Below are 25,039 nucleotides of genomic sequence, written 5' to 3'. Positions count from 1 at the left end.
AGTATAAATTAAACATAGGGGGCAAGTAAGTTTCATTTTAAAAATTAGAGCTTTAACTTTGCGCCCTAGTAGAACCCACGTTATTATGCTTCAGAACTTTAAAGCAATCAGCCTGTCGTATAAGAAAGCGCCGTTGGATATCAGGGAACTGATTGCCTTAGATGAAACCTCCTGCAGGCTTTTCCTTCAGACGCTCAAAAGCTTTATACAGGCTTCTGATATACTAGTACTCTCTACCTGCAACCGCACCGAAGTATACTACAACGCCGATACCGACTATAGTGCCGAGATTGTGAAACTGCTCGGCATCACCAAGGGCATCGACAACATCTCCAGGTACTTAGACTATTTCACCATCCTGAACGAGCACAACGATGCCGTGCAGCACCTTTTCGACGTGTCGATGGGGCTGGAGTCGCAGGTGGTGGGCGATATGCAGATCTCGAACCAGGTAAAGGTGGCTTACCAGTGGAGTGCCGACAACGAAACGGCCGGCCCTTTCCTGCACCGCCTGATGCACACGATCTTCTTCACCAACAAGCGCGTGGTGCAGGAGACCTCCTTCCGGGACGGCGCCGCCTCTACCTCCTATGCCGCCATTGAGCTGATCGAGGAGCTGACCGCTGACGTTGTGGACCCAAGTATACTGGTGGTAGGCTTAGGGGAGATTGGCGCCGATGTGTGCCGCAACCTGAAAGACCTCGGCTATAAGAACGTCAGAATCACCAACCGCACGCAGGCCAAGGCCAAGGCGCTGGCCGAAGAGTGCCAGATGGAGGTGCTGCCGTTCGAGAACATCGTGCAGGGCCTGAAAGAAGCGGATGTGATTATCTCGTCTGTAGCCCGGGAAACGCCTTTCTTTACCAAGGAGATGGTGAAGCGCCTGAATGTACTGACCTTTAAGTTCTTTATTGACCTGTCGGTGCCACGCAGCGTGGAGCAGGAGGTGGAGAGTGTGCCGGGCGTGCTGGTGTACAACATCGACACCATTCAGAACAAAGCCTCTGAAGCGCTGCAGCGCCGCATTAACTCCGTTCCGAAAGTAAAGGAGATCATCTACGAATCGATTGAGCAGTTTAACGACTGGTCGAAGGAGATGATGGTATCGCCGACAATCAACCGCCTGAAGAACGCACTGGAAACGATCCGCCAGGAGGAGATGGCCCGCTACATGAAGAAGCTGGGCCCGAAAGAGACAAAACTGGTCGACAACATCACCAAGTCGATGATGCAGAAGATCATAAAATTGCCGGTGCTCCAGCTAAAGGCTGCCTGCAAGCGCGGCGAGGCCGAGACGCTCATCGACCTGCTCAACGACCTGTTTAACCTGGAGAACCAGCCGGCCGACGTAGAGCACAGATCTGAGTAAACGGCTAATATTTTTTAGTTAAAAAACGGCTGAGGCCTCCGCGATTTTCCACTTAGGGTGAAATACGGAGGCCTCAGCCGTTCTTCTTCGTAGCGAAGAGTGGTTGCAACCAGTAGGGTAAAAGGGGGCTTAAATGTCGATGCAGCACTCCTCCAGGCAATCGATCACGTCGATCAGCTTCGGGATTGCCAGCGAATAATATATCTTCGTTCCCACTTTAAAAGACGAGAGCACGCCCTTGTCTTTCAGTGTAATCAGGTGCTGCGATGCGATTGCCTGGGGCAGGTCTAACTGCTTATATATCTCAGTAACAGTCATTTTATCCTCTTTTCCGAGCAAATCCACTATCGCTAATCTCTTCGGGTGGGCCAGTACCTTTAGCATGGCCGCTGCCTTATCTATCTTCTTCGACTCAACTCTTGACAACAAACTTTTCATAATTAAAATTATACCTAACAGTTTCTACAAATCAATTTTCAATCTTATTCATAATAAGATATATACGAAGCCTGCACTATTTGGCTGAATTTCATAGCCGTGCTTTTAGTATTTTTGGCCAATGGATACTTCTTATCATGTAATCGGGCTAATGTCCGGGACATCCCTCGATGGCCTCGATATAGCACACTGTAGATTTACGTACAAATCCAAAAATTGGATATATGAGATACTACATACTAATACATTAGCATATTCCGATACTCTAATTGACCAACTCCAAGGTGCCGAGACGGCGAGCGCCGTAGAGCTGGTGGCATTAGACCACGCTTTCGGCCGGTTTATCGGCCAGAAGGTGCAGGAATTTGTACAGCAACACGTAATACAACCGGACTTTGTTGCCTCCCACGGCCACACCATCTTCCACCAGCCGGATAAGCACATCTCTTTGCAGCTGGGCCACGGGGCATACATCGCTGCGCACGCCAAACTGCCTGTCGTCTGCGACTTCCGGACGCTGGACATTGCCCTGGGCGGGCAGGGCGCGCCACTCGTGCCCATCGGAGACGAGCTGCTTTTCAGCGCCTACGACTACTGCATTAACCTGGGAGGCATCGCCAATGTTTCTTACCCACAGAACGGCAAGCGCTTAGCCTTTGATATAAGCGCCTGCAACATGCTGCTGAACAGGCTGGCCAACAGCGTAGGGAAGCCCTATGACCATAACGGGGAACTGGCACGCTCCGGCTCTCTGGACGCTACGCTGCTGGAGGCTCTTAACGCTCCTGCCTACTTTGCTGCGCCTGCCCCAAAATCGCTGGGCAAGGAGTGGGTGCTGGAGCACAGCCTGAAAAGCGTGGATGCCGGCAAGGCCCCTGTAGCCGACAGGCTGCACACTGTTTGCCGCCACGTTGCGCAGCAGATACAGCAGGCGCTGCCACTGCTGCATGAGGGCCAGCACCGGGTACTGCTTACCGGCGGGGGCGCGTTTAACCTGTACCTGGTAGAGCAGATACAGGAGCAGCTGGGGCCGAAGTATAAGGTGGAAGTGCCGGAGCCGGAGGTGGTGGCCTTTAAGGAGGCGCTGATCTTTGCCTTTCTGGGCGTGCTGCGCTGGCGTGGCGAACACAACTGCCTCAGCAGCGTAACCGGGGCTACCCAAAGCAACGTCGGCGGTGCCGTTTACCTTTGCTAAGGCCATCCTTAATTTTTTGTAGCTTTGCCTATCAGCATTATAATTAACATCATAGCATGAAAGACCTACTCGCAAAATTTGAGAATAAGCAACCAGAAATTGTTTTTGAGTGGAAAGACCCTGAAACAGAGGCCGAAGGCTGGGTCGTGATCAACTCGCTTCGCGGCGGTGCGGCAGGCGGCGGTACCCGCATGCGCAAAGGCCTGGACAAGCGCGAGGTGGAGTCGCTGGCGAAGACCATGGAAGTAAAGTTTACCGTGTCCGGCCCTGCCATCGGCGGCGCCAAGTCCGGCATTAACTTCGACCCGGCCGACCCACGCAAGCGCGGCGTGCTGGAGCGTTGGTACAAGGCTGTTATTCCGCTGCTGAAAAGCTACTACGGCACCGGCGGAGACCTGAATGTGGACGAGATCCACGAGGTGATTCCGATCACGGAGGATTACGGCCTGTGGCACCCGCAGGAAGGGGTGGTAAACGGCCACTTCCACGCCACTGAGCCGCAGAAAATCAACAAGATAGGCCAGCTGCGACAGGGTGTGGTGAAGGTTATCGAAGACCCGCACTTCTCCCCTTCCACGGCCCGTAAGTACACAGTCGCCGATATGATCACCGGCTTTGGCGTCGCCGAGGCTGTACGCCACTACTACAGCATCTGGGGCGGCCAGTTCGAGGGCAAGCGCGCCATTGTACAGGGCTGGGGCAACGTTGGTGCCGCCGCAGCCTACTACCTGGCCTCTAAAGGCGTGAAAGTGGTGGGTATTATAGACAGGGCTGGCGGCCTGATAAAAGAAGCCGGCTTTAGCTTTGAGGAAATCACTGAGCTGTTCCTGAACCGCCAGGGCAATGCCCTGAACCCGGACACGGCAGGTGTGCTCTCCTTTGAGGAGGTAAACAGCCGCATCTGGGATCTTCCGGCGGAAATCTTCATCCCTGCCGCGGCCTCTCGGCTCGTGTCGCGCGAGCAGGTGGAGCGCATGATCAAGAGCGGCATGGAGGTAATCTCCAGCGGCGCTAATGTACCGTTCCAGGACCCGGAGATTTTCTTCGGCCCGACTGGTGAGTACGCAGACCGCAACCTGTCTGTGATTCCGGACTTTATCGCCAACTGCGGCATGGCCCGTGTCTTTGCCTACCTGATGGAGAGCGAAGTGGAGATTACCGACGAGGCTATCTTTACGGATATCTCCAACACGATCCGCACCGCACTTGAGAAATCGCATGAGAAGCAGGGGCAGAAAACGGAAATCGCCAAAACCAGCTTCGAAATTGCCTTGAGCCAGCTGCTCTAAATACCGCTTACCTATGAACTGGGAGAAGTTTGTACTCGACAGCAGTATCCTGCGCTATGAGTTCCTTGGCAATTCTGTGGCCGAGTACCTGATTACCGCAGGCATCCTGCTCTTTGGCTTTATCTTTAAGACCGTGCTGTCCCGGCTGCTGTCGGGGCTGATGTACAAGCTCGGCAAGGGCTTTTGGCGCGAGGAGAACCTGCCAGAGTTCAGGCGCCTGCTTATACAGCCGCTGGAGGTGCTGCTGTTCCTGGTATTCCTGTACCTGGCGTTCCAGGTGCTGGACTACCCTCTGGAGCCAAGCGACCTGCGCGACGGGGATCCGTTCCTGAAGACGTTCATGTTCCGCACCTATCAGGTGTTCGTGATTGTGGCGCTCACGTGGGTTATCCTGCGCTTCGTGGATTTTGTTGGCCTGGTGTTCCGGCACCGCGCCGAAAAGACCGTGTCGAAGCTGGACGACCAGCTGGTGCCTTTCTTCAAGGACTTTTCGAAAGTGCTCGTCGTGATCTTCGCCTTCCTGGTAATGCTGGGATCGGTGTTTGATGTAAACGTGACTGGTTTGGTGGCCGGCCTGGGTGTGGGCGGCCTGGCGATTGCCTTTGCCGCCAAAGAGAGCCTGGAGAACCTGCTGGCCTCTTTCACCATCTTCCTGGACCAGCCGTTTATGGTCGGCGACCTGGTGCAGGTGGGCGAGCTGATCGGGGTGGTGGAAAAGATAGGCTTCCGGAGCACGCGCATCCGCACACTTGAGAAAAGCTTTGTGACGCTGCCCAACAAGCACATGATCGATAAGCCGCTCGACAACCTGACGCTGCGCACGTTCCGGCGGGCAAAGTTCGACATCACCCTGACCTACAGCACAACCTCTGCACAGATCAGGGCCATTACCCGCGATATACAGGAATACATAGACCAGCACCCACGCACCAACCAGGACGGGCGCATACGGTTTCTAAACCTGGGCCCCCACTCCAAGGACGTGATGGTGCTGTACTTTGTGGATACGATGGACTGGAACGAGTTTATCGACATTAAGGAGGAGATCAACTACAGGATTGTAGAGATTGTGGAGGCCCACGGCGCCTCATTCGCCTTCCCTACCCAAACACTGTACCTGCACCCGGAGGAGGCACCTAAAGAACAGCAAACAACAGGCAAGCCACACTTTGGCGGAACTGACTTTAAATAAGGACAAATAAAAAAGCCGGAGAAGCTCCGGCTTTTTTTTCACCCTTATATCTTTAGATTCATCTGAATGCGTGGTTAGTTCTCTATATAACCTTATCAAGAATCTATCTTATCAGTAAACCTTAATCCCTAATAACTAAAGCGTTAGTATCCTGCAGTTGTGGTTTCTTTAACGGGCCAATACAGCCTTAGTTTCGAAAAAAAGCCAGTTTTCCCTCTCTAAGACCTTTATTTTTGAGTGAACGCATGCTATGCACCCGTGAATAACAAATAGTAAAATTACGATACTTACGCTCTTCCCATAGGTCCGCTGCCAGTGCGGCGGGGCCTACACGTTAGTTGAAGTCAAAGTATTCGCCCTCCTGCAGCTCCACCTCCTTCTCTTTTTCCTTTGGCTTTTTCCCACGCAGCAAATCGAGCAGCTCCTGCCCTTCCTGCTTCAGGTCGGTCTTTATCTTCTGGCGCACCCGCTCGTTGTCGTAGGCGATCTTAAAGTCGCTCTCACTGCCCTTTAACGTCAGAAACAGGTTACTATTGCCTGCATCGGGGTCCTCGGCCACGGTGCCGTAGCGCGCATCCTTATCGGGCCGGCGGTTGCTAAAGAGCGGCAGCTTAACCTTGTAGTCCATGCGCTGGTCAAAGGTGTGCGTACCCGATACCGACACCACAGGGGCCGCAGACAGGTTGGAGCGGATATCCATCTCTGGTATAAAGATGGTGCCCTGCTGGATCCAGAAGGAGTTGTGCAGCTCCGCAAAGCGCATGTTGGCCAGCTCGGTGCGCTTCACAAAGGCAGACATCTTCTGCATAGGCGGGAAGTTGATCAGCTGCCCGTCTCGCACCGTTGCCACAATCTCGGCCTGCAGCAGGTCTGTTTTAGGGTCCAGCTGGCTATTGAGGTATACATCCGACACAATGTTAGCCGTAAGCAGGCCGCGCAGGTGCCGCGCCTCGATAAAGTTCTGGTGGAAATTCTCGAACACGTAGAAAAGGCTGTCCACGCTCATGTTTGTTAGCTTGGCAGCCGTACTCACCTTTATGTGGTCACGGGAGCGGGCGTCCATGTCGCCCCGCACCGCAAAGTCGCCCCCGATAGCCTGGAACGAAATGTTAGGCGTAGACACCACCTGGTTGCGCAGTTTTACTTCTCCCCGGATGTTCTTGCCTCTGAAGCGCCGAAACCGAAGCCTGTTGATGGAGGCACTCAGGTCGAAGGCAATGTTGGGGGAGATAATAAACTTGTAGTTCTCGCCGGTTCGGGCGGCCTCCGGGGTGTTTAGCTCCTCGCTCAGCAGCTGATCGAAGTTAAGGTAGTTGCTGCTGAAGTCGGCCTCCACCAGCAGGCGCTGCCGCTCCAGCAGCAGCCAGGCCATTACGTTCTTGAACATCCCGTTGATGGTGAAATCCGACTCTCCCAGCTTGCCAGTAAAGCGCGACACCCCCACATCGTTCCGCTTAAATATGAAGTTGCCGTTCAGGCTCGTGAGTGGCAGCGGCAGCTCCCGCAAAGCCAGCGACACGTTGTGCAGCGTGATCTCTCCGGTTGTGTTCAGCGTGCTGTTGCCCGGGCGGGCCTTAAACTCGTTTACGTTTCCGGAGAAGGCGATGCGCACGTCAGCCAGCCCGCTGCCGCTGCGCACCTGCTCCAGCTTCGCCAGCCCCAGTATATAGCCTACGTCCAGCATCCCCTGCACATCGAAGGCAATGTAGGGGTTGTCGAAATTGCTGTACTTCAGGTTTCCCTTAAACGGCCGGCCGTTCAGCACACCGCTCAGCTCCTTTAGCTCCAGCACCGAGGTGGCGGCGTTTTGCCGCTTGCCGTTCGTGAAGCTGCCCGCCAGGTGTATCTTTTCCACACGCTGCTGCACATCGGGGTGAAAAAACGAGGCGTTGCGGGCCCCGAAGCTGACATCCACCTGCGGCGTGTGCTTAGCGGATGCGCGGCCCTTCACCGTACCGTTAAAATAGATTTCGCCTTCGCTGCGGTACTGGTTCAGCTCCTGTGCCATATGCTGCGGAAGCAATGAGAGCAGCGACTGTACATCCGTGTTCTTGCCATTGAGCTTCAGGTCCAGTTCTGTGCCCTCACCGTAGGCGATGGCGCCGGCCACCTCGTAAGCGGCCTTCTCCACCTCTACCACCGATGGCTGCAGCGTAATAGTCTGTGCCTGCCGGTTAATGCGCAGCGCCGTGGCCAGGTTCACCCGCTTGCCTTTAAAGTACTCGCCCGTGCCCAGCTTTATCGTGTGGATGGTCGCCTGCCCGTTTGCCTCAATATCAACGGTCTCCGGAGAGATGGCGAGGGCGGCGGCCAGCTGGTGCGCGTCCACCTCGTAGGTTTGCTTCAGCTGCTGGTCTATGTAGTGCACCGTCACTTCGCTCAGGTTTATCTCCTCCAGGTCGAAAGAGAATTCGCTGCTTTCGGAGGTTGAGGAGTCCGTAGCAAGCACCTGGTAGTTCACGGTGCCGTTCGGCAGCACCTTCACGTACACTTCGCCCTGCTCCATGTAAAACTGCTTTACGCTGTACTCCCCGCGCAGCACATCCCACAGGCTAAAGGTAAAGTACAGCTTGTCGGCCCGCGCCAGCGACTCCTCGCTCTCCGGCAGCCCCTCGTGCACGTTCACCTCGTCCAGCGTTACCGCCACCTGCGGGAACTTATCGAACAGTGAGAGCGAAATCTGCCGCACATCCACCTTTGTTTTGATGTGCTTGTTCGCCTCTGCCACAAAAAGCTCGATTATTTTATCCTGATATGCATACACCAGCGCCAACGCCATGCCCAAAGCCACCACCAACCCGGCGGCGCCATAAAATAGCATTTTTTTTACCACTCCTTTTCTCACTGGCCGAAAGTTCAGATTTATAGTGCCTTACAAAACATAAAGGTACTGCAGTAATAATGGGTGAACAATAGGGCTGCAGACTTCAGAAAACTTTTTAACATTTTTTGCACAAAAGTTTTGCAAATAGAAAAGTATGCCCCATATTTGCATCATCAAACGGGGACAAAAGGTCAACGGAGACATCAAGGGGTGTTAGCTCAGCTGGTTCAGAGCACCTGCCTTACAAGCAGGGGGTCACTGGTTCGAATCCAGTACGCCCCACAAAAGGACAACCTAAACGTTGTCCTTTTTTTATCCATACTTTTCTTGCCTTCACTCTCCAACAGAGAGCTTTGCAATCAAAAAAGTATGTCTTATATTTGCATCATCAACCGGAGGCAACAGGCCAACGGAGACATCAAGGGGTGTTAGCTCAGCTGGTTCAGAGCACCTGCCTTACAAGCAGGGGGTCACTGGTTCGAATCCAGTACGCCCCACAGAAGGACAACCTAAAAAGTTGTCCTTTTTTTATGCCCATACTTTTCCGTTCCCGCTGCCACTCCCCTCTTCTGAGCAGCACCTATACTTCAGGAACGGCTCCAGTAGAAACATAGTATCCCCTCCCGGTAACTTGTATCGTCACCGCGGCAGGCACTCTCTCTAAATTTCCGGGATTTATACTTTAAGCGCCGCGGCTGGAGAAGCTTTTGTGCAGGGCCAGCACCTGCGGGATAACCAGCTGCCGGTCGTCGTTGCAGAGCACGTGCTGGGCACGGCGCATCTTTTCCTCCTCGCTCAGTTGCTTGGCTATAATGGCTTTGATTTCAGCCTCGGTACGGTGCGCGTCGCGGTGCGCAAGCCGCTTGAGTCTAACCTCCATTGGCGCATAAACCGCAATCACCTCATCCATCTGCTTCCAGGCCTCCGATTCATACATCAGCGCTGCCTCCTTCAGGACGTAAGGCTTATCTGCGTGCGAGGCAACCCATACTTCAAAATCGTCGCGCACGTGCGGGTGCACGAGGCTGTTGAGCTGCGCCAGCCGCTGCGGGTTGTTAAAAACGACACCAGCGAGGTAGGTGCGGTTAAGCTCCCCCTGCTCCGAGAAGGTTTCCGGACCAAAGGCATGCAGCAACTCCTGCCGCAGGGCCTCGTGGTGGTGCATGACCCATTTTGCACGGCTGTCGGCATCGTACACGGGCACGCCCAGTACAGCAAACATATGCGTAACGATGGTCTTGCCAACGCCCATGCCGCCGGTTATTCCTATCTTCAGCATTACTTTCTAATTCTGGCTTTGATGCGGTTTGGCCACAGCTGTACATTGCGGATGCCGCGCGGCTGCTGTACCAGTTCCGGTACCAGCGTGGAGTCGATGGGGTTATACTTGCTGTAGTCCAGCACGACCTTAAAGGCATCGCGGTTGAGCAGCGGCACCGAGTCCTGCAGCACCTGGTAGCGCACCACGGCGATTGGCGGGCGCAGGTTTAGCCGGGCACCCTCTGGCACGTTCACGAGCTCAGGCAGCACCTGGCGCTCCTCCGGCACCAGCGTTTTGACGTTGACCTGCACCTGCGCCTCTTCCACATTGGCTTTAACCATCGATTTGTAGTCGTAGTTGATGGGCACCGGCACTTTGGCGGGTTGGGTCAGGCCTTGGCTAGGCAACTGCAGCAGGAAGGGGTTTGGCAGGCTGTCTACCAGTGAGGCTGGCCCAGTGAAGGTCACGGAGTCCGGCTTTATCTGCACCGGCCCGACAACAACGTGCTGGTTGTCTGTCAGCTTTTGGCTGGGGTCCAGGCGCAGCGCGATGCGTTTCTCCACCTTTGGGTCGAAGTCGAAGTAGACGGTGTCTGTTACCACGAAGTTCAACTGCAGGCCGTCCAGGGCGTTTACCAGGGCAGGTCGCAGGGCTGAGCCAAGCAGGTAGTTGTTGCGCGGCAGGTCCCGGATGTACACCTCGGCAGGCTGCACCTCCAGCCTCAGGCTCTTGCGCAGCAGCTTCCAGCCTTTGCCGGTTACGTTAATGGAGACCTCCTCCGGCAAAGGTTTGATGGGGATAAGCTCGTTCTCGTCGTACACAAACCGGATGGGATAGGAGGTTTGTGTGTTGTAGCTCTTATTGAGGGCGTTGAGCAGCCAAAAGGTAGAGGCCGCCACGAAACAAAGCACTACTACTCGCCAGTACTGCTTTGTCCGTGGCTGAAATGGCCTCAACAACCATAAAGCTATATTTTTGGCTCCTTCAAGCGGCAATGTTACTGTACCTTTTGCACTTTCATGGTTGCCTCCATAGAGACAGCCGACTTATCAAACACAAGGCGAACGCCTTTGTCCACCTCTAACGTAATCATGTCGTCGTCTATTGCGATCAGCTTGCCGTGCAGGCCTCCTATGGTGACAACGTTCATGCCTTTGGTCAGCTCCTCGCGGAATTTCTTCTGGTCGCTCACCTTTTTTTGCTGCGGGCGAATCATGAAGAAGTAAAACACAAGGATGATGGCTCCGAACATAAGCAGCTGTGGCAGCATGCCTCCGTCGGCCTGAAGAAGTAAAGTATTCATGTGGTGTATTTTCTAAAGCGTGTATTTTAATTGCGGCGAACCGGGCCGTTGTTACCGGCTGCCGGCACGCTGCTGCCCTCCACGTTGCCCTTCATCGATACTTTCACGATGTTTGGCTGCGTGTTAGCACGGATGGTAACCGTAGGCTGCTGCTGGCCCATTTTGCCTGTGCTGTTAAACTTAACCGCTACAGTTCCTTTCTCGCCTGGTGCAACAGGGGTGCGTGTCCACTCCGGCACGGTACAGCCGCAGGTGGCAGAGGCGTTCTCAATAATCAGCGGAGACTCGCCAGTGTTGGTGAACTCAAAGGTGTGCTCTATCGTCTCGCCCTGCTTGATGGTGCCGAAGTCATACTCCGTCTCTTCAAAGGACATCACCGGCGCATCGCCGGCAGGAACCACTTCGCTCTCGCCGGCCACGTTCGGGTTCTCGATTGGCTGGGCTGGAGCAGCCTCTACACCTGTGGTGCTCTCGGCTACGGTATCGTTGCCTGCGTTATTGTCGCAGCTGGTGGCAAAAAGAGCTATTGCCAGGCCAGCGGCCATAAACAGATTCTTTTTCATGGTATGGTACTTTAGTTAAAGCTTTGCAATGATGTTCTGCGCAAACTCCATTGTGCTGGCCTTACCGCCCAGGTCACCGGTGCACTCCTCTTTGGTTGCCAGTGTGGCTTCCAGAGCGGCCTCAATGCGGTTTGCCTCGTCTTTCAGGTCGATATGGTGCAGCATCATGATGGCTGAGCGCAGCAACGCTGTAGGGTTAGCAATACCCTTGCCAGCAATATCCGGGGCGGAGCCGTGCACGGCCTCAAAGATGGCCATCTCGTCGCCGATGTTCGCGCCAGCCACCACGCCGAGCCCGCCTACCAGGCCTGCGCACAGGTCAGAGAGGATATCGCCGAAAAGGTTGGTGGTCACGATCACGTCGAACTGCTCTGGCTTGGCCACCAGCTGCATGCACATGTTGTCGATGATTTTATCGTCTGCCTGGATGTGCGGGTAGTCTTTGGCAACCTCGCTGAACACGCCCAGGAACATAGCGCCGGCGCTCTTCAGGATGTTTGCCTTGTGCACCGCTGTTACTTTTTTGCAGCCATGCTTGCTGGCGTACTCAAAGGCGGCACGGATGATCTTCTGGCAACCTACGCGCGTGATGCGGGCCACAGAGTCGGATATCTGCAGGCGCTCGTCGAACATCTCCAGGCCAGAGTAGAGCCCCTCGGTGTTCTCGCGGAACAGCACAGAGTTCACGTTTTCGAAGCGCGTCTCGATGCCTTTGGTGGTTTTGGCCGGCCTTACGTTTGAGTACAGGTCAAACATCTGGCGCAGCTGCACATTCACACTCTTAAAGCCTTTGCCCACCGGTGTGGTGATAGGGCCTTTCAGAGCCACTGTATTTTTTTGAAGAGAGGCTATCAGCGTGGCAGGAATCAGCTCACCGATGGCGTCAAAGGTAGTTTGGCCAGCGTTTTCCACTTCCCAGGAAACGGGAACGTTCGCTGCACTAAAAATAGCTTTTACAGCTTCTGTAATCTCAGGGCCTATCCCGTCGCCGGGTATAAGGGTTACTTGTCTCATACTTATAGTTCTTTCCTGCTATTGATTTCGTTGATAAGGGAGTCTACATCGCCGAGCAGCTTCTCAGCCTTCTCCTTTGCGTCCTGGATTACCCGTTGCCCCTCAGACTTGGCAGTGGTCGGCAGGCCGTCGCCTTTGGCAACCAGCTGCTCCAACAGGTCAGAGAGCGTGTCGCGGTATTTCTCCAGGCGATAGCTCAACCAGTTGCGCGTTTCTCTTCCTTTCTCGGGGGCGAAAAGTAAACCGGCCGCGGCACCTACGGCAGCGCCAGACATAAAAGCCAGTAACGTGTTGGTCTTTTTGCTCATAGTTTATGTGTACTTAAATCGGGTACAAAATTTTCTCTACTTCTACGGAGAACCCGGTACAAAGGCCGGCGCAGGCGCTCTGGATTATTTGTTGTCTATCAAGCCTCGGCCCGACTTGCGGATCTCGCCGCTTGTGGTCAGCTCCTGTGCCATTTTGTCCAGCACGCCGTTGATGAACTGCTTACTCTTAGGGGTGCTGTACAGCTTGGAGATCTCGATGTACTCGTTGATGGTTACCTTAACCGGTATGCTGCGGAAGATGTGCATCTCGCTGAGCGCCATCTTAAGGATGATCTTATCGAGCAGGGCCACGCGCTCCACGTCCCAGTTCTTCACACTGGCCGCGATCATGGCCTCGTACTTCTCGTCCTGCTCTACCGTCTGGAAGTATAAATCCTCAAAGAAGGCTCTATCGTCCTCCCAGTTTGCAGACAGGTCCAGCAGCTGTATCTCTCCCTCGGCCTCCTCGCCAAAAATCTTGACGGTTTTGTTCACCAGGCTTCTTACAATCGATTTGTTCTCTACCCAGTTCAGGTCTTGCTCCTCAAACAAAGATTGTAAGTTTTTTTCTTTAAAGATAATGTTTTTGAAAATATGTTTCACCGCCTCTACGTCCTCTTCCAGGGTGTGCTCCGGCTGGCTCAGGTAGGTCAGGAAGGTCTCGTCCTTCTTCAGGATGTTCTTGTAAACGGCGCGGATCTCGCTGATATCGGAGCCCCAGCTTATGTTCCGGCGGATAATGCTGTCCTGGTAGGATTTGCTCTGCAGCAGGCGCTGCACCACTTTGTTGCGCAGGAAGGCGGTGGCGTCGGGGCCCTCGGCGGCGGTAAAGCGGTTGGCCTTCTTCTCTTCCTCCTCCTCGATCAGGCTCACGATTACCTCCAGTATCTGCAGGGTGCCCAGGTAGTGGTCGTAAATACGCTCCACGGCACTCAGCATCTGGTTGCCGTAGTACTTAAAGTCCTTCTTGGTGGCGTTGTTGTAGAACACCGTGGCTCTGTTTACCGCATCGATCACCTCTTTGCCGGCGCCTTCGGCGTCGTACTGCTGCGTTTCGTACCACTCCTTAAACAGCAGGGTGGCCATTTGCTTCTGGCCTTCGAGCAGTTTCCTGTCCTGCACCTCCATCGAGTTAAGGTCTGGTGCGAAGTCTTCGCCTATCTGGTCCAGCGCCAGCAGATAGTCTGAACCTACGGCTTGCTGATAGGCATAGATAGCCTGCATGGCCTTAATTCGTAGTGTTCTGCGGTTGAGCATAATCTTATCGTAAAGAACGTTGTGTTGGTAAATTCTAACTTGGTGGGCTGATGCCCGGTAACTCTTGTTTTTGCCTATTGTAAAAGCGGATTAGGCAGGCTATAGTTCCGCAGTGGCCGTGTATGTAAAGCAAAAGTGCCACAGGTCAATGCAGCACTTTTGTCTTTAACGGTAGCTATACTTTGTGGCCCGCCCTAGTAGGTGGAACGAACCTTGCCGATGCTCTCGATGCGCTGCTTGGCCATCTGCATGGCGGCAGCCTGGTTGTGGATGTTCTCACGCTCCGCGAGGTTGAAGATATCCAGCGTGTAGCCGTAGATACGCTCTGTCTGCGCGTAGGCGCTCTCGCGGTTGTAGCCGATCAGCTCGGAGTACACGTTGATCAGGCCACCGGCGTTGATCAGGAAGTCTGGCGCGTACACGATGCCTTTCTCTACCAGTGCAGGGCCATGCACCTGCTCATCGCGCAGCTGGTTGTTGGCCGAGCCGGCGATCACCTGGCACTTCAGGCGGTTCAGGGTGTTGTCGTTGATGGTGCCACCAAGTGCACACGGCGAGTAGATATCCACGTCCAGGTCGTAGATCTCATCCATGCTCACCACCTTAGCGCCATACTTGTTTGACACCTCACGCAGGCGATCCTCGTAGATATCGGTGATGAAGATTTCGGCGTTCTCTTTGGCGAGCAGCTCCACCAGGTAGCCACCCACGTGGCCAACTCCCTGCACGGAGATTTTCTTGCCCTCGAGCGAGTCTGAACCGAATGCCTTCTTAGCGGCAGCCTTCATGCCCATGTACGTACCGTAGGCTGTTACCGGAGACGGGTCTCCGCTACCGCCCATAGACTCAGGAAGACCGGCTACGTGCTCTGTCTCCATGCGGATGAACTCCATGTCTTTGGTCGTCGTGCCCACGTCCTCTGCCGTGATGTAGGCACCGTTCAGATTCTTAATGAAGCGGCCGTAGCGGCGCAGGAATGCCTCGTTCTTGTCTTTCTTGGCGTCACCGATGATCACGGCCTTACCGCCGCCCAGGTTCAGACCAGAGATGGCAGCCTTGTAGGTCATCCCTCTTGACAGACGCAGCACGTCGTCAAGGGCCTCAGCCTCAGAAGCGTAAGACCACATACGGGTACCGCCCAGCGCAGGCCCCAGCACGGTGTTGTGAATGCCGATGATGGCTTTCAGACCAGTTTCTTTGTCGTGGCAGAAAACAACCTTCTCGTGGTTGTGTTCTGATATTTGATCAAAGACTGACTTGTCTTTTTTCAGTTCAACTTCTTTTAATTCGACCATTTATAGTTTTGATTAGGGGTTGTTCTATCTTTGTGAAGAGGAGGCTAATGGCACCCTCCCGGTTTCGCGCTGCAAAATTAGTTCTTTTTTTTATTATTTCAATTTGTCCGCGGTAACTCTACGTAAAAGCCAGCGGGCTACAAGTTCTGACTGTGAAATCGTTACGATATTTAAATAAATACCTACTCAAGTATAAGTATAGGCTCTTGCTGGGGCTTATCTTCACCATTATCTCCAACTTTTTTCAGATTCTGCCGGCGCAGGTAGTGCGCTACGCTTTTAACCTGATCAAAGAGGGTATAAACCTGCACGGCCTCTACAAAGGCATGGCGCAGCAGGAGGTGGTGTATGATGTCTTCACGAGAAGCATTCTGGTGTACGGGGTGATTATCCTGCTGATGGCGCTGCTGCGCGGGGTGTTCCTGTTCTTCGTGCGCCAGACCATCATCGTGATGAGCCGCCTGATCGAGAACGACCTCAAAAACGAGATATACGACCATTACCAGAGCCTGCCGCTCAGCTTCTACCGCAGAAACAACACCGGCGACCTGATGGCGCGCATCTCCGAGGATGTGAGCCGCGTGCGCATGTACGTGGGCCCGGCCATTATGTACGGCATGAACCTGGTGGTGCTGTTCCTGATGGTGATCCCGTACATGCTGTCTGTTAACGTGAAGCTCACGCTTTACACGCTGATTCCGCTGCCGGTACTGGCGATCAGCATCTACTACGTCAACAACATTATCCAGCGCAAGTCTGATGAGATCCAGCGCAGCCTGTCGGGCATCAACACCTTTGTGCAGGAGGCTTTCTCCGGTATACGGGTTATAAAGTCCTTTGTGCGGGAGGAGGACTCGCACAACAACTTCACCACGGCCAGCAACACCTACAAAGACAAGTCGCTGGAGCTGAACTTCGTAAACTCGCTGTTCTTCCCGCTGGTGCTCTTCCTGGTGGGCCTCAGCACCATCATTACCGTGTACATTGGCGGCCAGGAGGTAATCAACGGCAGCATCACCACCGGTAACATTGCCGAGTTTATCATCTACGTGAACATGCTGACCTGGCCGGTAACCTCGCTGGGCTGGACGGCCAGCCTCGTGCAGCGCGCCGCCGCCTCGCAGGAGCGCATCAACGAGTTCCTGCACACCAAGAACAACATCGTGCCCCGCGAGAATATCAGCAAGGAGCTGGTCGGCGACATCCGCTTCGAGAACGTGGACTTCGTTTACCCGGATACGGGCATCCATGCGCTCAGGCAGGTATCGTTCAGCATCCGGCACGGCGAAACCCTGGCGGTAATCGGCAACACCGGCTCCGGCAAAAGCACCATCGCCAACCTGCTGCCGCGCATGTACGACGCCACCGGCGGGCGCGTGCTCATCGACGGGGTGGACGTGCGCGACTACAACCTGCACAGCCTGCGCAGCCAGATTGGCTACGTGCCGCAGGATGTGTTCCTGTTCTCCGACTCCATCCGCAACAACATCGGCTTCGGCCTGCCAAGCATAACCGAGGAGCAGATGGTGCAGTCGGCCAAGGACGCCGATGTGTACGAGAACATCATGCGCTTCCCCGAAAAGTTCGACACCAAGCTGGGCGAGCGCGGCATTACGCTCTCCGGCGGGCAGAAACAGCGGGTGTCTATCGCCCGGGCACTGGTGCGGGAGCCAAGCATCCTGATCCTCGACGACTCGCTCTCGGCCGTGGACACCAAAACGGAGAACGCCATCCTCAACAGCCTGCGCCGCATCATGAAAGACCGCACCAGCATCATTATCTCGCACCGGGTATCCTCTGTGAAACTGGCCGACAGAATACTGGTGATGGAGGACGGCGAGATCGTGCAGCACGGCACGCATGAGGAGCTCATTAGCAGGGAGGGCCTGTACAAGCAGCTCTACGAACGGCAGCTGCAGCAGGAAGACTCCGAATAAGCTTGCCAACTTTTACGTGCCGTTGGCCATTTCTAAGGCTGCTTACGCATGCCAACCGCGGGTTGAGGGATTTTTTTAGTGCAGATTCTGTTATGCTTACGTACAGCAAATTTACTATCACTTAAAACTCACTAAAACTCTTTGCGTATGGCCATCGACTTGCAACAAATAGGTAAACGATTCAGGTTTTACACCAACCTGAAAGAACTGGAAATGGAAGACCTTCTCTCCATGACCGGCAGCGACGAGGAAACCCTTGACCACATTATCCATGGCCGTAACATCGTACTGGATGAGTTGGTGACGATTATCAAGAACTTTAAAGACCTGAACCCGCAGTGGCTTATATACGGCGAGGGCAGCATGTTCAAAGCGATGGACGAGGACGGCAACTGCCACGATCACCAGAAGGGCTGCCTGAAGAAAGACAAGGCCGCCTATCTGAGGCAGATGCAGGACATGCTGATTGAGCTGGATGCGGCGGAGGTGGCCAAAGGGCACAAGCCGGATGTAGAGGCCCTGAAGGCAAAGCTAGATGAGTACAAGGCGACACAGTAAGTGTCGCTTTTTTTATGGCTTGGCCGCAATGCCGTTCAGGATGAGGTTGATGGTGTACAGCACATCGCGCTCAATCTTCTCAAAGTCGATGGAAGGGAGCTGGTGGAAATCGGCGCGCTGGAACTCCTCAAACTGGATCAGGTCCTTCACCACCATCATTGAGTAGCCCACACGGTCGGCCTCGCAGGAAATGAAAACCTCTTTGGCGATCCCCTCTTTGATAACGGCGGCGTAGTAGTTCGCCTCCTTGCCCCTGGACGTCCGGAAGAGCTCCTGGAACATGGCGCGCGTCTCGATCAGTACTTTGATGGAGATGGTGTGCTCCGACACGATTTCCTGGTAATAGCGAAGCGAGGACTGAATGTAGAGCAGCAGGCGCTTGTGCGGGTTGGGCTCATGCTCTGCCAGCTTCTTGATGTGCGACAGGCGGTCTTTCCACTCCTGCGAGAAAGCCTCGATGTAGAGCAGTTCCTTGCTTTTGTAGTAGTAGTACAGCGAGGGCTTCTTCATGCCAATGGCCGCCGCAATGTCGTCGAGGGTGGCCTTGCTGTAGCCTAACCTGCCGAATACGTTCTTTGCTGCCTCCAGGATCAGCTCCTTCTTGGCCTCTGCTTTCTTGCTCAAAATACGGTAGCTATGGTTGCCGGGATCAGTGGCCGTGGCAGCCTTCCCTTCTCCCAAAGATATAGTATTAATCTATACTTCCAAGTATGGCCTACTGCTTTACAGGCACCTCCAGCACGCCCTGGTCTTCCTCCGGGAACCACTCTACGTAAAACTCCTCCAGCTTCAGCTTCTCCTCCTTGGCATAGTCAAAAACGGCCGCATACAGCTTCCGTGGCGACATGGCCACACTGGCGTTGACCTCGGCGTGCACTACCTGGCGCCCGCCGGGCACGGTGCGCAGCGTGTAGCCCGGCGGCAGGCTAGCCGTAGAGTCAGGGATAACCACGCCGATAAAGGCGCGGATGCTGTCGCCGCTCTTGTCCGGGTCGTTGTAGTAGATGTTGCCCAGCATGCCCTCCAGCTCTCCCTGCTCCAGCACCTGCGAGGCCCGCTGAAACAGGTTGCCCATGGCCTCATCCTCTACAGAGCCTTCGAAGGGCTGCCCGGCCACATACATGGGCTTGGAGGTGGTAAGGGTTACATCCGGCGCTGTGAAGCCGCCGATATAGGTATAAAACACCAACAGGAGAATGGCGAAGCCTGCCATTACGTAGAGTAGTTTTTTCATAAGTCGATCATGTTCTTGTACTGCATCTGGTACAGCTGGGCATAGTAGCCATTGTGGCGCAGCAGCTCTTCGTGGTTGCCCATCTCCTTCAGCTCCCCGCGGTCCAGCACGATAATCTTATCGGCTTTCTGGATGGTGCTGAGGCGGTGCGCGATTACAATGGAGGTACGGCCGTGCATCAGCTGGTCTATCGCATACTGTATCAGCTCTTCGGTTTCGGAGTCCACGCTGGAGGTGGCCTCGTCCAGGATGATGATCTCCGGGTTGTACACCATGGCCCGCACAAACGAGATGAGCTGGCGCTGGCCTACTGACAAGGTCGCCCCGCGCTCCATCACCTGGTAGTGCAGCCCGCCCGGCAGTCGCTCTATAAACCTGCGTGCCCCCACCAGGTCGGCGGCGTGCCAGATCTGCTCCTCCGTGATGGCTTTGTTGCCTAGCGTGATGTTGTCGGCTATGCTTCCGGAGAAAAGGAACACATCCTGCAGCACCACGCCGATGTGGTGGCGCAGCACGCTCAGGTCATACTCCTGCAGGTCGTGCCCATCAATGATAATGTGCCCTTTGTTGATTTCGTAGAAGCGGTTGAGCAGGTTGATAACAGAGGTTTTACCGGCACCCGTTGCCCCCACAAACGCGACAGACTGGCCAGCTTTCACATCAAAGGAAATATCGCGCAGCACCCAGTCCTCGTCTTTGTAGGCAAACCACACGTTCTCGAAGCGCACGCTGCCCTTTATCTTTTCGGGGGCATAGCTGCCGTTGTCCGGAATCATTTCTTTGCTGTCGAGCAGGCGCATGAGGCGCTCCGTGCTCACCACACCCAGCTGCAGGGTGTTAAAGCGGTCGGCAATCTGGCGGATGGGGCGGAAGAACATCTGGATGTACATGATAAAGGCCATCAGCGTACCCAGCGTTGTGTCGTCCTCTATTACACCGTAGGCCCCGTACCACACCAGCAGGCCCAGACCGGCCGCCCCGATGATCTCTGCAATTGGGAAGTACACCGAGTAGTAGAGCACAGACCGGACGTTGGCGCGGGTGTGCTCCTTGTTGATCTCCTGAAACTTCTCCATCTCGCGCTTCTCGTTGTTGAAGATCTGCACGATGCTCATGCCCGTAATATGCTCCTGCACGAAAGAGTTTAGCCGCGCCACCGCCGTACGCACCTCCTGGAAAGTATTTTTGATCTTCTCCTTAAAAATATAGGTACTGATGATCATGAGCGGGAACGTGGAAAGACTCACCAGGGCCAGTTCCCAATCGATGTAGAACATGAAGCCCAGGATGAACACCAGCTGCAGGATATCGCCGATCATGGCCGCCAGGCCCTCGCTAAACACATCCGACAGCGTCTCCACGTCCGACACGTTTCGGGTAACCAGGGTACCTATCGGTGTTCTGTCAAAGAATTTGAGGCGCAGGTCCAGGATGTGGCGGTAGAGCTTAATGCGGATATCGCGCACCACGTGCTGCCCCAGCCAACCCGCAAAGTACGTGTGCAGGTACTGCACAATGGCATGCACCACCAGCAACACGCCCAGGATCACAAACATGCGGTTCAGGCCCTCCCAGTCGCTGTTCAGAATCTCGTGGTCTACCGTGTACTGAATCAGGAACGGGCGCAGGGCCGCCAGTATGGCCGAGGCGAAAGTCAGGAATATGATGAAGTAAAACGTCTTGACGTAAGGTCTCACGAACGTGAACAGTCGCTTTAACACGTCAGAGTCGAATACTTTACCGCTATTTTTAGGTTTATCTTCCAAAGGGTGTTTCAGCTTAAATGGGCAAAATATGAACGCAGCTTTGCACAGTTTCTTCTTTACGTGCGTCTATGTTTAACCGATTGTAAAGTTAATGGTTTTGGATCAGGATTTTCAGGATTTGAGAATGAACAGGGATGATACTTTTGAATAGTGGGTACCTTTCCGCTATTAGTTCCCCTTTCGCCTTCATGGACTTTCATGGCGCAAGTCTTTAGACTTGTGTCTAACTATGATGTTGAGTCTGTGACTCAGCTGGCTTGAAAAGCCATACTTGCAGCTGATGCTTGAAACAGCTTCTCTGGCGCAAGCGTCCGCTTGTGCCTTAGACTGCCCCTGCTTATACTTCCATTGCCTTAGTTCTTTGCATCTCCAACCAAGCTATCCTTTCTAGCCACTGCTCATCCTCCAGCTCTCAAATACCTACTGTTCCACTTTATACTTTGGAGCGCTCACGGCCGCGAGGCCTCGTCCTTGGGCATCGCGCTGTGTGCCTGAAGCTGCCCTCGCTCCGTTGCGGGCTGCCCTTACGGGCACCGCAACATGCACAAGGCGCTCAACCCAAGGGCTGAGAATAAATCAGTTAGCCACTGTTAACGGAGCTTATACTAATTTCCCTCTCGGGAGGGGCAGGGGTGGGTTCACTTGATTAGCTCTAGCCAAAGCGCTTATATCACAGCCACAGCACCTTCTTGGGGTATAAGGCAAAGAGAACAGACCAAGTTTCGTTGTATTTGCCAAAACAAAAAAGGCTGGAGCTATACGTAGCCCCAGCCTTTCTATACTTTCATACTTATACGTTAAGCTTCAGCTGCTGCGGCTACCGCTACTTTAGCCAGCGCTTGCTCAATATCAGAGATGATATCTTCTGGGTGCTCTACGCCTACTGAGATGCGTACCATACCTTCCCCGATGCCCATTTTGGCTCGGTCGGCGAGGCAGATATCAGAGTGCGTCATGGAGGCAGGGTGCTCGGCCAGTGATTCGGTGCCGCCCAAACTTACTGCCAGCTTTATCAGCTTCAGGCTGTTCAGGAACATGAAGGCGTCTTTCTCACCGCCTTTCAGGTCGAAGGAGATCATGGAGCCTGCAGCGGTGCATTGCTTGTTATAAATAGCCTGTTGCCGTGGGTTGTCCTGCAGGTCGCCGAGGTAGTAGATCTTCTCCACTTTCGGGTGTTGTTTCAGGTAGGCAGCTACAGTTTCTGCACCTCTTGCCTGCGCTTCCATGCGTATTTTCAGGGTCTCAAGGCTTCGCATCAGCATCCAGCCGGTCCAGGGGCTAGCCATGGAGCCTGCGAAGGTGCGCATTCCTTTTACCGCTTTCATCAAGGCAGCGGAACCGGCACAGGCACCAGCAATCAGGTCGGAGTGACCGCCGATATACTTCGTAGCTGAGTATAGCACCAGGTCTGCCCCATGCTTGAGCGGGTGAGAGAACACTGGCCCCAGAAAGGTATTATCTACGGCAACTACTACTTTCTTTTCTTCGGTGGAGTGTTTTCTGGCCAGCGCTACACACCCCTCAATATCCACCAGGTGGTTGGTTGGGTTAGCCGGCGTTTCGAGGTATACCATCGCCAGTTTATCTGCTACACCAGATTCTTCTAACAACTGTGCTACTTCTTCGGTGGTGGCACATGCCTGAAAGCCTATACTTTGAATACCGAACTTAGGAAGGATATTTTTGATGTAGTAATCAGAGCCGCCATAGATAGGCTCGCTGTGCAGGATAACGTCGCCGGGTTTGAGGAGGGCAAGAAGTGTGGTGCTGATGGCGGCCATACCGCTGGCAAAAACGGCCGCGTCTTCGGCCCCGTCCCAGAAGCGGAGGCGGTTCTCCAGTATCTCCAGATCGGGATTGTTGAGGCGGCTGTAAATTAGCCCTAGTTGCTCTTCAGCGTTCTTTTCGCGCAGGCCGTATGCCAGTTCGAAAAAGGCCTTGCCTTCTTCCGCGTTTTTAAAAACAAAGGTGGAGGTTTGATAGATAGGAGCTTTCACAGCCATCTCTGACCATTCAGGGTTGTACCCGTAGCTCATCATTAAGCTTTCTGGCCGCAGGTGTTTACCATTTAAGTGCGGCCCCAGGTGGTCCTCTTCTAGTTGCATAAGTATGATTAGTTTTTAGGTTAGGTTGATCGCGCTATAATATGAGGCGGATACTCGACCCTCGCCAGGTATAAACCCTCTGAAGGAGCCGCTCCGCTCGATTTACTTCTATTTTGGCTTGCCACCACCTGCTCAAACTCCTGCACCGTCAGCTTTCCTTTTCCAACATCCACCAGCGTACCCACAATCAGCCGCACCATACCTCTCAGAAACCTGTTTGCCCGGATAGTGAATACCAGCTCCTCCCCTTCCTGCCGCCATACAGCCTCATACATTTCGCAGCGGTAATGCTTGGTATCGCCTTTTACTTTGCTGAAGGTAGTAAAATCCTCGTACTTAAGTAGTATAGCTGCCGCCTCATTCATCTTTTCTACATCCAAGGCGCGACTGTGGTACCAGGCATAGTAGCGTTTAAATGGATTTTTATGCAGCGCAATGTGATAATGATAGGTGCGGGCAAAGGCATCAAAGCGGGCATGCGCCTCGTTGGGTACCAAGTATAAATTTCTTACAGAGATATCATCCGGAAGAATACGGTTGAGGCGATACACTACCTGCTGCGGATCCAGCTGCTGCTCTGAATCGAAGTGCACAAACTGCTCGCTGGCATGCACACCCGTATCTGTTCGGCCGCTGCCTGTGGTGTTGATCTTCTCGCGCAGTACCTTACTTAAACAATCTTCCAGCACCTCCTGCACCGTGAGGGCATTGGGCTGCACCTGCCATCCATGAAATCTGGTTCCGTCGTAAGCTATCTCTAAAAAATACCGCATAAAGCAAAGGTATGATTTTGGGATAAAAGACACAGGATAATCAGCTCCCGCGGTGATAAAATGAAAGCGGCTGCCCCGGTGAGGGACAGCCGCTTTTTATACTTGCCTCAGCCGTTCGCAGGAACTGCGCACGCTGTGATGTGAAGCCTATACTTTCTCGTAGATTATGGCTGCGCCTTGGCCTACTCCCACACACATCGTGGCTAAGCCATACTTTGCGCTGGCTTGGCGCTTCATTTCGTGCAGCAAAGTAGCAGAGATGCGGGTACCACTTGCCCCTAGCGGGTGCCCAATGGCAATAGAACCGCCGTTTACGTTTACTTTGGCTGGGTCTAACTCCAGCTCACGCATACACGCTACCGCCTGTGATGCGAACGCTTCATTTAATTCTATCAGGGCAATGTCGTTTATACTTAGGCCGGCACGCTTCAGAGCTTTTTGTGTGGCTGGCACAGGGCCGATGCCCATGTGGGCCGGGTCTACACCTGCTACGGCAGCAGAAACCACACGCGCCATCGGCGTCAGGTTATAGCGCTTCAGCACCTCTTCGCTCACGATGATAGACACCGCAGCACCATCGTTTATACCTGATGAATTTCCTGCCGTAACAGAGCCACCTTTTTTGAAAGCTGGGCTAAGCGAGTTTAGTTTCTCTACTGTTGAAAGTCGCGGATGCTCATCAGTGTCAAAAATAATGTCATCGCCTCTGCGCTGTGGTATCGCCACCGGAATAATCTCGTCCCTGAACTTGCCTTGCTCCGCCGCCTCTTTATACTTTACCTGCGAGCTATGTGCAAACTCGTCCTGAGTTTCACGTGAAATGCCGTAACGCTCTGCCACGTTCTCCGCCGTCTCACCCATCGCAAAAGGGTAATGCAGTTTAGACAGCTTATCGTTGATAAAGCGCCAGCCGATGGTGGTATCGTAAATCTCTGCTGTACGGCCATAGGCTGTTTCTGACTTGCCCATCACAAAGGGAGCACGGGTCATACTTTCCACGCCACCGGCCAGGTATACCTCACCGTCACCACAGGTTATAGCCCGAGACGCATCCATGATAGACTGCAGCCCTGACGCACAAAGCCTGTTCACCGTAACACCGCCTATCTCCTGTGGCAAGCCTGCCAGCAAAAGCGCCATACGGGCTACGTTGCGGTTATCTTCACCTGCCTGGTTTGCCGCTCCCATCACCACATCTTCTATCAATGCGGGGTCCAGGTTTGGATTGCGGGTAACGATTTCGCGCAGCACCAGCGCGGCCATGTCATCCGGGCGGACACTGCTGAGCGTGCCCCCAAATTTGCCGACTGGTGTTCTAAGTATATCAACTATATAAGCAGTATGCATCTTAATTTTAG

The 25,039-nt window shown here is 54.0% G+C and carries 22 protein-coding genes and 2 tRNA genes; 8 read left to right on the top strand and 16 right to left on the bottom strand.

The genetic code is table 11. The features are described 5' to 3' along the window. Positions 1–85 precede the first annotated feature (85 nt). Complete coding sequence (hemA, locus tag CA264_RS17885; RefSeq protein WP_025608764.1) at positions 86–1,369, top strand: glutamyl-tRNA reductase; 1,284 nt, start codon at positions 86–88, stop codon at positions 1,367–1,369. A gap of 129 nt (positions 1,370–1,498) precedes the next feature. Here the strand turns inward: hemA and CA264_RS17880 are convergent, their stop codons facing one another. Further along, positions 1,499–1,807 (bottom strand): ArsR/SmtB family transcription factor, encoded by a 309-nt coding sequence (locus tag CA264_RS17880; protein ID WP_025608763.1) that lies wholly within the window; start codon positions 1,805–1,807, stop codon positions 1,499–1,501. Between the two features lie 121 nt (positions 1,808–1,928). Here CA264_RS17880 and CA264_RS17875 point away from each other — a divergent pair, with 121 nt between their 5' ends. From CA264_RS17875 to CA264_RS17865, 3 genes are read left to right on the top strand one after another with little or no spacing between them, the layout of a single operon-like run. Then, positions 1,929–3,002, top strand: coding sequence for an anhydro-N-acetylmuramic acid kinase (locus tag CA264_RS17875; RefSeq protein ID WP_025608762.1), 1,074 nt, complete (start codon positions 1,929–1,931; stop codon positions 3,000–3,002). 56 nt (positions 3,003–3,058) lie between these two features. Continuing rightward, on the top strand, positions 3,059–4,291 hold the full coding sequence (locus tag CA264_RS17870; RefSeq protein ID WP_025608761.1) for a Glu/Leu/Phe/Val dehydrogenase dimerization domain-containing protein: 1,233 nt from the start codon (positions 3,059–3,061) through the stop codon (positions 4,289–4,291). A gap of 13 nt (positions 4,292–4,304) precedes the next feature. Then, positions 4,305–5,483, top strand: a complete 1,179-nt coding sequence (locus CA264_RS17865; RefSeq protein WP_025608760.1) for a mechanosensitive ion channel family protein — start codon at positions 4,305–4,307, stop codon at positions 5,481–5,483. Positions 5,484–5,817: 334 nt separating this feature from the next. Here CA264_RS17865 and CA264_RS17860 read toward each other — a convergent pair whose 3' ends face one another. Then, a complete protein-coding gene (locus tag CA264_RS17860; protein WP_036777435.1) occupies positions 5,818–8,304 on the bottom strand; it encodes an AsmA-like C-terminal region-containing protein in 2,487 nt (828 codons plus the stop codon). 210 nt (positions 8,305–8,514) lie between these two features. On the opposite strand from CA264_RS17860, the gene CA264_RS17855 reads away from it, so the two are divergent. Both CA264_RS17855 and CA264_RS17850 read left to right on the top strand, forming a co-directional pair. Further along, a tRNA-Val gene (locus CA264_RS17855) sits at positions 8,515–8,589 on the top strand. Between the two features lie 140 nt (positions 8,590–8,729). Then, positions 8,730–8,804 (top strand) — tRNA-Val (locus CA264_RS17850). A gap of 185 nt (positions 8,805–8,989) precedes the next feature. Here the strand turns inward: CA264_RS17850 and coaE are convergent. From coaE to CA264_RS17810, 8 genes are all read right to left on the bottom strand, one after another. Further along, the gene (gene coaE, locus CA264_RS17845) at positions 8,990–9,586 is read right to left on the bottom strand and encodes a dephospho-CoA kinase (RefSeq protein ID WP_025608758.1); all 597 of its coding nucleotides are present in this window, start codon (positions 9,584–9,586) and stop codon (positions 8,990–8,992) included. Then, on the bottom strand, positions 9,586–10,524 hold the full coding sequence (locus CA264_RS17840) for a YbbR-like domain-containing protein (RefSeq protein ID WP_025608757.1): 939 nt from the start codon (positions 10,522–10,524) through the stop codon (positions 9,586–9,588). Before CA264_RS17840 ends, coaE begins: the two co-directional genes overlap by 1 nt. 41 nt (positions 10,525–10,565) lie before the next feature. After that, positions 10,566–10,871, bottom strand: coding sequence for a preprotein translocase subunit YajC (yajC, locus tag CA264_RS17835; RefSeq protein WP_025608756.1), 306 nt, complete (start codon positions 10,869–10,871; stop codon positions 10,566–10,568). A gap of 26 nt (positions 10,872–10,897) precedes the next feature. Further along, entirely contained in the window at positions 10,898–11,434 is a 537-nt protein-coding gene (locus CA264_RS17830) for a DUF1573 domain-containing protein (protein WP_025608755.1), read from the bottom strand. A 15-nt stretch (positions 11,435–11,449) separates the two neighbouring features. After that, entirely contained in the window at positions 11,450–12,448 is a 999-nt protein-coding gene (locus CA264_RS17825; protein ID WP_025608754.1) for an isocitrate/isopropylmalate dehydrogenase family protein, read from the bottom strand. 2 nt (positions 12,449–12,450) lie between these two features. Then, on the bottom strand, positions 12,451–12,756 hold the full coding sequence (locus CA264_RS17820) for a YtxH domain-containing protein (protein ID WP_025608753.1): 306 nt from the start codon (positions 12,754–12,756) through the stop codon (positions 12,451–12,453). 84 nt (positions 12,757–12,840) lie between these two features. After that, positions 12,841–14,013 carry a transcription antitermination factor NusB gene (gene nusB, locus CA264_RS17815; RefSeq protein WP_025608752.1) on the bottom strand — a complete coding sequence of 391 codons (1,173 nt, stop codon included), beginning with the start codon at positions 14,011–14,013 and terminating at the stop codon, positions 12,841–12,843. A 194-nt stretch (positions 14,014–14,207) separates the two neighbouring features. Next, a complete protein-coding gene (locus CA264_RS17810) occupies positions 14,208–15,308 on the bottom strand; it encodes a Glu/Leu/Phe/Val family dehydrogenase (protein ID WP_025608751.1) in 1,101 nt (366 codons plus the stop codon). Between the two features lie 152 nt (positions 15,309–15,460). On the opposite strand from CA264_RS17810, the gene CA264_RS17805 reads away from it, so the two are divergent. Both CA264_RS17805 and CA264_RS17800 read left to right on the top strand, forming a co-directional pair. After that, positions 15,461–17,245 carry an ABC transporter ATP-binding protein gene (locus tag CA264_RS17805; protein ID WP_025608750.1) on the top strand — a complete coding sequence of 595 codons (1,785 nt, stop codon included), beginning with the start codon at positions 15,461–15,463 and terminating at the stop codon, positions 17,243–17,245. Positions 17,246–17,392: 147 nt separating this feature from the next. Continuing rightward, positions 17,393–17,803: a hypothetical protein gene (locus CA264_RS17800; protein WP_025608749.1), complete on the top strand. Its 411-nt coding sequence runs from the start codon at positions 17,393–17,395 to the stop codon at positions 17,801–17,803. A gap of 12 nt (positions 17,804–17,815) precedes the next feature. Here CA264_RS17800 and CA264_RS17795 read toward each other — a convergent pair whose 3' ends face one another. The 6 genes from CA264_RS17795 to CA264_RS17770 form a co-directional block, all read right to left on the bottom strand. Next, positions 17,816–18,427, bottom strand: coding sequence for a TetR/AcrR family transcriptional regulator (locus tag CA264_RS17795; protein WP_025608748.1), 612 nt, complete (start codon positions 18,425–18,427; stop codon positions 17,816–17,818). A 91-nt stretch (positions 18,428–18,518) separates the two neighbouring features. After that, on the bottom strand, positions 18,519–19,037 hold the full coding sequence (locus CA264_RS17790; RefSeq protein ID WP_025608747.1) for a GyrI-like domain-containing protein: 519 nt from the start codon (positions 19,035–19,037) through the stop codon (positions 18,519–18,521). Then, positions 19,034–20,803: an ABC transporter ATP-binding protein gene (locus tag CA264_RS17785; protein WP_025608746.1), complete on the bottom strand. Its 1,770-nt coding sequence runs from the start codon at positions 20,801–20,803 to the stop codon at positions 19,034–19,036. Before CA264_RS17785 ends, CA264_RS17790 begins: the two co-directional genes overlap by 4 nt. A gap of 797 nt (positions 20,804–21,600) precedes the next feature. After that, complete coding sequence (locus CA264_RS17780) at positions 21,601–22,908, bottom strand: cystathionine gamma-synthase family protein (protein WP_025608745.1); 1,308 nt, start codon at positions 22,906–22,908, stop codon at positions 21,601–21,603. Positions 22,909–22,928: 20 nt separating this feature from the next. Next, on the bottom strand, positions 22,929–23,681 hold the full coding sequence (truA, locus tag CA264_RS17775) for a tRNA pseudouridine(38-40) synthase TruA (protein WP_025608744.1): 753 nt from the start codon (positions 23,679–23,681) through the stop codon (positions 22,929–22,931). A 147-nt stretch (positions 23,682–23,828) separates the two neighbouring features. Next, a complete protein-coding gene (locus tag CA264_RS17770; RefSeq protein WP_025608743.1) occupies positions 23,829–25,028 on the bottom strand; it encodes a thiolase family protein in 1,200 nt (399 codons plus the stop codon). Positions 25,029–25,039: the final 11 nt, after the last annotated feature.

Origin of the sequence: Pontibacter actiniarum (assembly GCF_003585765.1) — a bacterium.
Taxonomy (GTDB): domain Bacteria; phylum Bacteroidota; class Bacteroidia; order Cytophagales; family Hymenobacteraceae; genus Pontibacter; species Pontibacter actiniarum.
Note: the sequence above shows the minus strand (reverse complement) of the source record. Positions and strands in the feature narration are given on the sequence as shown.